The organism is Bacteroides sp. An279, from assembly GCF_002159615.1.
Taxonomy (GTDB): Bacteria; Bacteroidota; Bacteroidia; order Bacteroidales; family Bacteroidaceae; genus Phocaeicola; species Phocaeicola intestinalis.
In genome coordinates this window covers 1-4,912 of the sequence record NZ_NFJA01000152.1, presented here as the reverse complement: position 1 = coordinate 4,912, position 4,912 = coordinate 1, and the positions used below count along the sequence as shown (strand labels likewise).

At 40.2% G+C, this 4,912-nt stretch carries 2 protein-coding genes; both read right to left on the bottom strand.

The window, feature by feature from the left end; genetic code table 11:
- Positions 1-293: 293 nt before the first annotated feature.
- On the bottom strand, positions 294-2,861 hold the full coding sequence (gene glgP, locus B5F78_RS15940; protein WP_087407202.1) for an alpha-glucan family phosphorylase: 2,568 nt from the start codon (positions 2,859-2,861) through the stop codon (positions 294-296).
- A gap of 29 nt (positions 2,862-2,890) precedes the next feature.
- Positions 2,891-4,570, bottom strand: a complete 1,680-nt coding sequence (locus tag B5F78_RS15935) for a glycogen/starch synthase (RefSeq protein ID WP_087407201.1) — start codon at positions 4,568-4,570, stop codon at positions 2,891-2,893.
- Positions 4,571-4,912: the final 342 nt, after the last annotated feature.

Genomic DNA, 4,912 nt, shown 5'->3' with positions numbered 1-4,912 from the left:
TTACATTGACTGTTCCGAATAGCTATAGGGCTTTGATTTGTGATGCAACCTTACCCACAGTCTTATGCCTTATATGAAGTTTCTGTCCGTCAGACCAGATGTTTGCCGCCAGCTTCTTTCAGATTCCAACTCGCGATGGACACCCTTGCTTTTGGCTGTATGATTCCCGCTATTAGGGCTCATTAGGGACTTGCACCCGTTAGCTAATACTCATGCCGAGCATACATCAAAAAGCCGGCCGTTCCTTTTGAAGAAACAGCCGGCTCACATGTCTTTATTGGTTCAATAACAGATTATTCGTTAAACCAACGCACGTAGCAGAAATCCTGACGGTGGGGCAAATCGATATTCTTTGGATACATACGATATGCTACCTTGAAGCTTCCTGCATTCGAAATACTATAATCCAACTTGAATGTATACAGATTGCCTTCACGTTTCACGAGTTCCATCGGAACTACACTGTAAATATATTCCTTGCCTTCTGCATTTGTATAAGTAACTACCATTTCTACCCCCACTGCATCGTTAAGTCCCTTTTCATCAACAACGCAAGTAATGGTATAATCTTTGCCACTTTCCACATTGCCTTGACGCAATTCTTCGCACTTATCCATCGATACTACCTGAATAGAATCCCATTTGGCTGCCACTTCTTCTTTCCATGCAGCCAAAGCTTTCAACTTCGCATAGTTATCAGCTTCCAAAGCATGGAATCTTTCAGCTTCTTTTCCATAGAACTTGGCATAATAATCATCCAACTGTCTCTTCATGGTATAATGAGGAGCAATTTGTGCGATAGAATTCTTGATGGTCCGTACCCAACCTTCTGAATAACCTTTCTTATTTCGTGCATAATACAACGGAAGGATTTCGGTTTCCAGCAAACTATAAATGGTAGCTGCATCCAATTGGTCCTGATATTCTTGATTCTGATAAGTACGTTTTTCGGTCAATGCCCATCCGGCACCTTCACGATAACCTTCCAACCACCATCCATCAAGAACAGAGAAATTTACGACACCGTTCATCAATGCTTTCTCACCGGATGTACCCGAAGCTTCCAACGGACGAGTCGGCGTATTCATCCAAATATCAACACCTGAAACCAGACGACGTGCCAACTTCATATCATAATCTTGCAAGAAAATAATTTTACCCAAGAATTCAGGACGGTTTGAAATCTCAATGATACGCTTAATCAGACCTTGTCCGGCACCATCATGCGGATGTGCCTTGCCAGCAAACAAGAATTGTACCGGATAGTCAGGATTATTTACAATCTTCGACAAACGATCCAAATCGCTGAACAACAGATGAGCACGCTTGTAAGTAGCGAAACGGCGAGCGAAACCGATTGTCAATGCATTCGGATTGATTTTATCCAGTAAAGATACAATCAATGCCGGATTACCCTGATTCTTCAGCCAGTTCTTGCGGAACTGTTCGCGAATATAATCAATCAATTTGTTTTTCAACCCTAAACGAGTTTTCCAGATTTCCTCATCGGGTACATTGTAGATAGCTTCCCAAATTTTCGGATTAGACTGATCGTTCAAGAAATTCGGATCAAAATATTTGTTATACAATTTCTTCCATTCAGAAGCACACCATGTGGGGAAATGTACACCATTGGTCACATAACCTACATGATTTTCTTCAGCAAAGTATCCTTTCCAAATGCCAGAGAACATTTCTTGTGAAACCTTTCCATGCAACCAGCTCACACCATTTACTTCCTGACATGTATTGCATGCAAACGTTGACATACAGAAACGCTCATTATGATCGCCAGGATTGATGCGTCCTAAATCCATCAGTTCATCCCAAGTGATACCCATACGTTGGGGATATCCACCCATGTATTTACCAAACAGACCTTCATCGAAATAGTCGTGACCGGCCGGCACCGGAGTATGTACTGTATACAAAGAAGAAGCACGCACGATTTCCAGGGCTTCATCAAAAGTCATACCGCTTTCCACATAGTCGCACAGACGCTGCACATTGCACAATGCCGCATGTCCTTCATTGCAGTGATAAACGTCTTTCTTGATACCCAGTCTCTTCAGCAACAAGACACCTCCAATACCCAAGAGGATTTCCTGTTTCAATCGGTTTTCCCAATCACCTCCATACAACTGGTATGTAATCGGACGGTCATATTCACTGTTCATTTCATTATCTGTATCCAACAGATACAAAGGTACACGGCCTACATTTACTCTCCAAACATAAGCGTGCACATAATAATTCAAATATGGAACATCAAGAACCAAGGGTTTTCCTTCTTCGTCATTGACGCGCTCCAAAGGCAGGCTTCCAAAATTCTGGGCTTCATAGTTGGCTATCTGCTGCCCGTCCATCGACAAGCTTTGTTTGAAATAACCATAACGATACAAGAAACCTATACCACACATATCTACATTGCTATCTGAAGCCTCCTTCAGATAGTCGCCTGCCAAAATACCCAAACCGCCAGAATAGATTTTCAAGACATGAGTTAAACCATATTCCATACAGAAATAGGCTACAGAAGGACGCGAAGCATCTGGCTTCACATTCATATATGCTTCAAACTTGGAATATACCTCATTGATTTTCTTCAATGTAGCCTTATCATTTGATAAGTCTTCCAATTTTTCATAACTTAGACGTTCCAATAATGCTACCGGATTTTGACCAACAACTTGCCACAATTCCGGATCCAATTCTTTAAACATCTCTGTCGCTTCATCATTCCAGGCCCACCAAATATTACGAGCCATTCTTTCCAACATCTTCAAAGGTTCCGGAATACGAGATTTTACATTAACCTCTCTCCAGGCTGGAGTGTTAGCATAATTCGTCTTGACTTTCATATTGTTTAATTTTAGTGTGTAAATGAATTTTAGTTATTGTCGTTACTCTGAGAAAGACGCTGCCTTGCATTATGCAAAGCAACATCGTATGCTTCATAATAATATTGGATAAAATGTTTCCACAAAGCCTTTTCGGCAATTATTGCCGCATGTTCACGTATATTTTCAATTGCCTGATTCGACAATGCTGAAAATTCAGTTACAGTATCTTTTATCGAATCAGCGACTTCAGAATAATTATAATCTGTACGATGAATGACTTTCACACCATCTTGCAAAGTTCCTGAATGATTCACTACCGAGTTCACCCATAGACCGAATCCCGCCAAGTCAGTTGTAATGGTAGGCACATGAAAAGCAACGCTCTCCAATGGAGTATAACCCCATGGTTCATAATAAGAAGGATAAACACTCAAATCCATGCCTATCAACAAATCATAATATGATTCATTCAATATACCATCCTTTCCATCCAGATAACACGGCACAAAGATAACTTTTACTTTCGTATCAGCAGCATTCGACATATTCAAATACTTCAACATGTCCAAAACCTGATCATGTGTCATATTATGCAGCCAATGAGTAATAAAAGGAACTTCCAATGGCATGTCATAAGTTTTGTCAGAACTTAAACGCTCCAACAAATCCTCACGGGCTTCTCCTACCCAACCTGGAACATTAATAAAAGCTAAAACTTCTTTTTTGAGATTTTTGTCACGGGTCAATCGGTTAAGCGATTCCAAATAGACATTAATACCTTTATTCTTAAATTCATACCTGCCGCTTGTGCCTATAATCATAGTATCATCATCCAGTTCAGTACCTAGCAGCTTATTGGCCATATTCAGCATCACCTTACGGGCATGCTTGCGTTTTTCATCAAATTTTTTTCCTTTCGGGACAAAGTCATCCTCAAAACCATTCATCAGAATGACATCAGCCGGCTTATCCAACAATTCACGGCATTCATTGTTTGTAATTTCACTCACTGTAGTAAAACAATCCACATGATGAGCAGTCTGCTTTTCTATCGAATGTTTCGATTGCATATTCAACTCTTCTGCCATTTGATCACCATTATATGCAAAAAGGTAATCATACAACGGCTTGTTATTACCTGCAATCGATCGTCCGATTGAAGTGGCATGTGTTGTAAATATCGTTGCAATCTCAGGGACTTTCTTCTGAATATACAATGCTCCAAGACCTGTCATCCACTCATGAGCCTGATAAACCACCTTGTCTTTAGCACCCAAATTATAACGATAGAAACTTTCTACAACCTTACCGGCAGCATAAGAAAACATAGAAGCCTCGTCATAATCACCATACGCATGAAGCGAATCCACATTAAAATCAAGCCAGGCTTGCGTATAAATCTCATTCTTTTGAGCATAAAATGGTGTAAAATCCACCAAGATTGAAATTGGATGCCCAGGAATGTTCCAATGTCCCACTCTCACCTTCAATCCTTCATTCAAAGTAGCGTACTCACGCCAACCTTGTAGTGCCTTTTCATCTTCGGTAAACAAAGGATTATCCTTACCTCTCCAAACATCCGGGCCGATAAAGAAAATTCGATCCGGAAATGCAGCTTGCAAGGTTTTTGCCCTTGTTGATAGTACGGTGTAAATTCCACCTACCTTATTACATACTTCCCAACTTGATTCAAAGATGTAATCAGGTTTCAATAGCTGTTTCGTCATTATCTTTAATATTTTCTTAATCAGCGCGAAGTTACGAAAAAGAATTAAATCTACGAAGAAATAAAACGGTTTTTAAATTTGTGAAATGCTATAAAGAAAGAGACTAAAAAAACATAAAAGAATAATTTATGCCCTATTACAAAACAAAAAAGCAAACAGGAGGAAATTAACAAGCATTTGTCAAGACTAATTACCGCAAACAAAGAAATTTGCATAATCTCAAAAAGAGAAAGGGATCCTCCCCCGGACATCAGACCGGGGAAGGATCCCAAAACGGCGGCTACCTACTCTCCCACTGTTACGCAGTACCATCGGCGTGACGAAGCTTAACTTCTCTGTTCG